This window comes from Ancylomarina sp. 16SWW S1-10-2, assembly GCF_009669305.1.
In the GTDB taxonomy this organism is placed as follows: domain Bacteria; phylum Bacteroidota; class Bacteroidia; order Bacteroidales; family Marinifilaceae; genus Ancylomarina.
This window is the reverse complement of the sequence record NZ_SADB01000023.1, coordinates 57,098-63,900: the sequence shown is the minus strand read 5'-3', so window position 1 is coordinate 63,900 and position 6,803 is coordinate 57,098. Positions and strand designations below refer to the sequence as shown.

The 6,803-nt window shown below is 31.7% G+C and carries 3 protein-coding genes; 1 reads left to right on the top strand and 2 read right to left on the bottom strand.

Going from position 1 to position 6,803, the window contains the following annotated elements; genetic code table 11:
- Nucleotides 1-405: 405 nt before the first annotated feature.
- Nucleotides 406-2,271 (top strand): ABC-F family ATP-binding cassette domain-containing protein, encoded by a 1,866-nt coding sequence (locus tag EMN46_RS15975; RefSeq protein WP_154201823.1) that lies wholly within the window; start codon nt 406-408, stop codon nt 2,269-2,271.
- 64 nt (nt 2,272-2,335) lie between these two features.
- Here EMN46_RS15975 and EMN46_RS15970 read toward each other — a convergent pair whose 3' ends face one another.
- Together EMN46_RS15970 and EMN46_RS15965 are read right to left on the bottom strand one after the other, a co-directional pair.
- A complete protein-coding gene (locus tag EMN46_RS15970; RefSeq protein WP_229130398.1) occupies nt 2,336-3,448 on the bottom strand; it encodes a mechanosensitive ion channel family protein in 1,113 nt (370 codons plus the stop codon).
- A 7-nt stretch (nt 3,449-3,455) separates the two neighbouring features.
- Entirely contained in the window at nt 3,456-6,491 is a 3,036-nt protein-coding gene (locus EMN46_RS15965) for a hypothetical protein (RefSeq protein ID WP_154201821.1), read from the bottom strand.
- Nucleotides 6,492-6,803: the final 312 nt, after the last annotated feature.

Below are 6,803 nucleotides of genomic sequence, written 5' to 3'. Positions count from 1 at the left end.
CAAATAAAGATAAACATGAAGCTTACTATGATCGGTTTCTATTTTTGTGATAACCCATTGGTCGCCAAAATCTAAAACCAAATTGAAAAAATCTTTGGTGAAATTCATACACCAATTTACACATTTCCACTAAAAGGGTAGTAGAACCTTTTAAATAAGAGATTGCACAGTCTGCTATTAGAACTTTGAATTTTATTGTAAGTGATGATAAATGAGTTTTTGTTTGCGTATTCAGCCTAATTTAAAAGCTAGGGTGTCGTTTCAAATTCGTAAGTTTGCATTTCATACCATTTACAAGTTAAAACGATCATCTATAATGCCTATATTTTTTTAGTTCATTAATTATCAGATCAATTTAAATGGTTATCTAGAAATCTAATAGATATAATCGAAAGTAATTCATTCATGATATCATACTTACAAATAGAAAATTTTAGCAAAAGTTACGGTGATAAGGTTTTATTCACCGACATTAACTTTGGCATTTTACAGGGACAGAAGATTGCTCTTATTGCAAAAAATGGAACGGGGAAAACTTCGCTCTTAAATATTATTGCGGGGAAAGACAGTCAGGACAGTGGAGATATGACTTTTAAGAAGGATATCAAATTAGGCTATTTGGAACAGATTCCTGAAATGGATGATAATAATACGGTTATCAATGAACTTTTTAATTCATCTGATCCTGTTTTGTCGGTTATTCGTGATTACGAGAGAATGCTTGAATCGGGTAAGGAAGATGGCATGACGGAGATTCTCGAAAAGATGGATTTGTATAAAGCCTGGGATTATGAAGTGAAGGTGAAACAGATTCTTTATAAGTTGAAGATTACCGATTTTGATCAGTTGATATCTCAACTCTCCGGTGGACAGAAAAAACGTATTGGGTTGGCTAAGGTTTTGATTACCGATCCTGACTTTTTGATGCTAGATGAGCCAACCAACCACTTGGATTTGGAGATGATTGAATGGCTTGAAGAATATCTAAAAAAATCGAAAGGAACCCTTTTAATGGTGACTCACGATAGGTATTTTCTTGATCGTGTTTGTAACGAAATTATTGAGATGGATGCGAATAACATTCATAGCTATAAGGGAAATTATACCTATTATCTTGAAAAGCGAGAAGAACGAATTAATATTCAGAATGCAGAAGCGAACAAAGCCAAAAGCCTTTTAAAAACCGAACAAGAGTGGATGCGTCGTATGCCTCAAGCCAGAGGAACAAAGGCTAAATCGAGAGTGGATGCCTTTTATGAAATAAAAGATAAGGCTAGTACGGGATATAAGGAATCAAAATTGGATCTTGATATTAAATCATCTCGATTGGGAACCAAAATACTTGAATTCGAACACTTGAATAAGCGTTTTGGTGATTTAAAAATATTAGAGGATTTTTCATACAAATTCCAACGAGGAGAGAAAATTGGTATTATAGGGAAGAATGGTACAGGTAAATCGACTTTTCTGAATATTATCACTCAAAATATTGAAGCAGATTCGGGAAATATTGAGATTGGTGAAACCGTTGTTTATGGCTACTATAAGCAGGATGGTATCAAGATAAACGAGGATCAGAAGATTATAGAAGTTATTAAAGAAATATCCGAAAGTATCGATTTAGGTAACGGTCGAGAGATGTCGGCTTCTCAATTTTTGGAGTATTTCTTGTTTCCAACTAAGACACAATACAATCAGGTTTCGAAACTAAGTGGGGGCGAAAAACGTCGTTTATACTTAATGACGATTTTAATGAAGAACCCTAACTTTTTGATTCTTGATGAGCCAACCAATGATTTGGACATAATGACTCTGAATGTATTAGAGGATTACTTGTTGCACTTTAAAGGTTGTTTAATTATAGTATCTCACGATCGTTACTTTATGGATAGGGTCGTAGAACATTTGTTTGTGTTCGAAGGTGAAGGGGAAATCAGAAACTTTACAGGTAATTATACTATTTATCGCGAAGCTCAGCTAGCTGAAGAATTAAAACTTAAGCAGATTGAAAAACCTGTGAAAGTAAAAAAAGAGAAGCCTAAGCAAACCATTAAAAACAAGATGACTTTCAATGAAAAACGTGAGTTTGAGCAGTTGGAAAAGGATATGGAAAGCTTAAATGAAGAAAAAGCTGCTATTGAAGTAGCGATGAGCTCAGGAAGCTTATCCAATGATGATTTAATGACTAAGTCGGCTCGTATTCAGGAAGTGATGGATTTACTTGATGAGAAAGAAATGCGATGGTTAGAGCTTAGTGAAATAGGAAACTAAGTAAGACTGATATATAATGAAAATACCGACTTCTGATGAGGTCGGTATTTTTTTTGATCCTTATTTAAAATAACTCATCTTTTGAGATAAGTTTTTCTTTTAGTAATTCACGAATAACAATTTCTGTCATATCACTTTTAAATTGAAATTCGTAACGAATGTCCATCACATAAGCTTTTATCCTCATTTTAAGATAAGATCTTCGCTCTTTTACCTCGTTAAAGAACAAAACGGTAATCGGTTTGTTGAGGTATACAAATCGAGAAACCTGAGCACTCTCGGTAGCAATTTGTCTTACTTTATATGTGTCTATATCAATAGAAAGGTAAATTTCTGCAACAACTTGGCAATTAAGTTCTCCAGAGTTAGAGTTTGATACCGATGAATTAACCAGTTCTGCATTGGGAACGGATACAACGGAATCATCAGCAGTGACTAGTCGGGTTGCTCTTAATCCAATTTCAATAACCTCACCATAATATTTTCCACTATCTATTTTATCTCCAACCATAAAAGGTCTATCCAGTAGCAAGGCCATGCCACCAAATACATTTTTAAGTAAATCTTGAGCTGCCAAGCCTACTGCAATTCCTACTGATGCCGTAAATGCAATAACAGTTTCGAAGGGTGGATTATAAATGCCTTTTATGATTGCGAAAATAATGACGGCCCAAGATACAATTCTGAAAACTGGAATAATTCCTTTTATCGTAATACGGAATTTAGCACTTCGCTCAGAAAATATGTCAAGTATCTTAATGACCAATTGGATAAAATAATATCCAAAGAGTAAAAGAATGATCGTCCAGAAAATCTTTGATAAGGAAATAATCTCTAATACTTCTTTGGGTTTATCAGGAACATTTTCTTCAATATTAGTGAAGAGTTTATTAGCACTAAAAAGGCTTGTGTCCTTTTTGACTATATTTGCTTCTTTTTTTATAATTGGAGTAAGTTTACTCTTAATTGGAGTGGCAATAGTATCCTTACTTATTATTGATTTTTTAATGTTGGTTAATGAATCTGTTTTTTTAGATTCAATTTTAAAAATGTTTGTAATAGAATCGTTATGGTAAACAGGTGTGTTAACCAGGTTTGTATCTTGAGCTAAGGCTATTTGTAGGTTTAATAAGCTTATCAGTACAAATATGAGGCGTGTAGTGAAATGTTTCATCATGATACAATTAGTTGATAAAATTATGAGACTTTAATAAGCTAACAATTTGTCTGAATATAATAGGGTTAATATTGAATTTCTCTTTTGGACGAATTAATAAGCCTTTTTCGAGCATTGGTATCAATATATTTCGACATTTATTTTCTGGTCTATTTAATGCCAAAGCATAATCTTCTAGGTTAAGACCATCGTGAATGAGTAAGGTGTGTATGGCAAATAAATGTTCCGCTGGAAGATCTTTTACAAACGAAACATCAATCTCCTTAAGAAAACCGATATTAATCGTATCGTCACTTACCGAGTAGGTTGAGCGTAGCCAATAGAGCTGAGCTAAACTAACATTTCCGTTGGACATTTGAGTGAGTTCTGTGAAAAATTGTTTGCTTAAAAGCACTTGTTTCTCATCCTCATTCATTTTTTGGAAAGATTTAGAGTTTCTACTTTCTCTCGATGGCTCAAATATGATTTTATAGCCACTAACATTATTACGTTTAAAAATAACCTCTTCTAAATTTTCTTTGTTAAATTGTTGAAGATGTACTTCTCTAATAAATTGTTCAGATATATCGATTGTTTTTTTAAGATATTCCCACGAGTGAATTGTATAAGTTCCAACCCAAAAAACTTTTTTTGATGTTCTTGACATAAGCTCGAAAAGCATTCTCTCGCATTCGAAACCATTTACTTTTTTTAAGAAAAAGTGTTGGAGACTTTCCAATATGAGAATCAAACTGTCGGTTTTACTATTTAGGTAAACTATAATTTCTTCATTAGTTTCAAATTGATCTTTTTGAAATAATTCTGCAAAAAATGCTAGGTAAGCTTTTGTGTTGTATATTTTTTTATCTGCTGATTGATGAATAATTGGAACATCGGTTTCAATTTTATTAAGGAAAATATTTAATAAGGAAGTTGCTCCGTTTCCTTTTTCTGAAATAAGAGCCGTTGTAACAAAACGATCTTGTTTCCAATCGAAAAATGCTTTTTGTAAGCTTTCTAGTTCGGTTTGACGACTTACAAAAAAACGATCTTCATCAGTTGGTGTTAGTTGGTAAAGACGTTGATATACGAAAGGTAGTTTCTTTAATGCTAACTCAGTTTGACAAATAAACTCAGGTAATTCGTGAGAAATTTGAACCTTTTCGACATGCATTCCAAGATAATTTTTGATCTCGGCAATAAAACCTGTCGTTCCTGAAATATGTTCCTTTACAAAATTGACAGCTTTAGGAATAATATTGAGAATCCAAGCAATTGTATCTTTTTTAAGCTTTTTAGAACGTTCAATAGCCTTTATTTTTACGATTTTTAAGTTCAGTTCTAGAATGTTATCGACATTCTTAAGTTTCTGAATTTCAGTATTGAATGTTGTAATTGTTTGACGTAGTTGTTCCTGGGGTTCTTTTTTTATTTCATCCATAAGAGCCGTAGCTTCATCTAAATGAATTAAAGCACGATTTAGTCCTTCTTCAGCAACTTGAACGGTAGCCTTTATTGCGCTTTTTTTATTTTGCAACATAATTTGAGCTGATTCAAGACTGAAATCACTGACAGTTCCTAAAGCAAGAAGCTTGAATCTTGCTTTTTGCATGTTGTTGTCAATAAATAATTGAATCTTTTTTATGGAAGCTTCAAAATGGGGCAGAGCCTCAAAATTTAAAAGCTCTTTGGGCGAAAGCCAGTTGATTTCTGATTGACGAATACCTCGTTCATAGTTTTTACTCTTTATAAAACTGCGTTTATCTGAGACATTATCAATGAGTTTGATTGTTTTGGAATTAAATTTTTCAATATCCTGATTGATACTACCAGATAATTTTTTAATTGTTTTAGCTAGTATTTTATCAATAAATTCATTTTTAATATTAGCTCTCTCTTTTTTTAAGACAAGAGCTAATTCTTTAGTAGTTGCCGAATTTTCTTGAATATTTTTGCTTGAAGCAGATATAAATTCTTGTAGCTTTTCGATATTTAGACTTAGATGTTCATCTATAAATTTGACAATTTTTGAATTTAGACTTGTATACTCATTAAGAACAGAAAAATGTAGCTGAGCAATTTCAATGTCTAAGGACCAATCATCAATCAATGTGGTATGGGTATTATTCCATCTCTCATTTTCTAAATCAATGGAGGAATAGACTTGGCTTTGTTTAGCCTTTAGTTCGTTGACATAGAATTTTTTTCTAGGTAATTCTGGTGTATCTACACAAAGCAATGCCTTGTCAAGCAATTGAAAATGCTCCAATATAACTAAAGCAATATCATCTTTTAGTTTGGTGCTAAATTCATTAAGACGTTGTTCTTGTTTTTCAATAACATTTCCAAATGATTTGTGTTCTGAATTTAATACAACTTTATCAGTCTTATTTTCTATTAGTTGGGTTTGAATTTCGGTTTCAAAATCTTGATCAAATTGCCATAAGTCTAGTAATATTGTACTTCTTAATTGCATTATACTTTGGAAACTATTCCCCAGTGATTTGGGAAGTAGAATGCCAAAATAATAATCAACCATTTGCTTATAAGGAATTTTACGTCTTTGAAAAGTATCGAGTCCCAAAAGCTCCTTTTTAAATAGCCTACGGAAGATATTGAAGAATTTCTTTTGTTGAACTTTGAATATAAACTTGATGTTTAAACCTAATTTCTTAATAAAAAGAATTAATCTAATGTTTTTGTTTAATGTATAAGGTTTAAACTTCTCTTTTTTGCTTATGGTTTTACTTAAATCTAAATCGTCTAGTTTAGATATATGAGCAAGAGACATGGTCCTAAAATCATGTTCAAGTTGGTGCTTCTGGCTTTTTATTAATAAGTTAAGTGTTGATTGATTGAATTCAGTTAAACTTGCAAAATTATTTTTATCCTCAACTCTTGCTTTATTTAGTGATTCGTAATATTCTGCATAATCTTTTAAAGTACTATGGAGTTCGTTAATGTGTTCATTAAAGCTTTGAAACAATTCTTCTTGAGATATTGCGCTAAAGCTATCCCATAACTGTTTTACCTCATCATTACAGAAATCTTTCTCAACTTTCATATTAGTATGTTTTATACTAAAATACATCTTTTTTATGATGAGTGAGAAATTATTTATGTTAGAATTTGATTTTTTTTTCTTTTAGCATCATGTAAAATAAAAACAACTTAAAGAATATCTCCAAGTTCTTTTGATTTAGATTGTTGTATGTGTTGGTAAACTCAAGAGTCAATTTAGTTGTTGGTTTAATTTATTGAAGTGGTTTGGTTTTCAATATCACTTGCAAAGAATCAATGGTAACTTGTTGTGTTTCAATCTGAGTTTTCTGACCTTCAATAATTTTATCATCATTATTTTTAGTCATCAAAAGGA

Bases quoted from the DNA above. Each gene is read 5' to 3' on its own strand.
- EMN46_RS15965 (WP_154201821.1), bottom strand. From the start codon at position 6,491: ATGAAAGTTGAGAAAGATTTCTGTAATGATGAGGTAAAACAGTTATGG.
- EMN46_RS15970 (WP_229130398.1), bottom strand. From the start codon at position 3,448: ATGATGAAACATTTCACTACACGCCTCATATTTGTACTGATAAGCTTA.
- EMN46_RS15975 (WP_154201823.1), top strand. From the start codon at position 406: ATGATATCATACTTACAAATAGAAAATTTTAGCAAAAGTTACGGTGAT.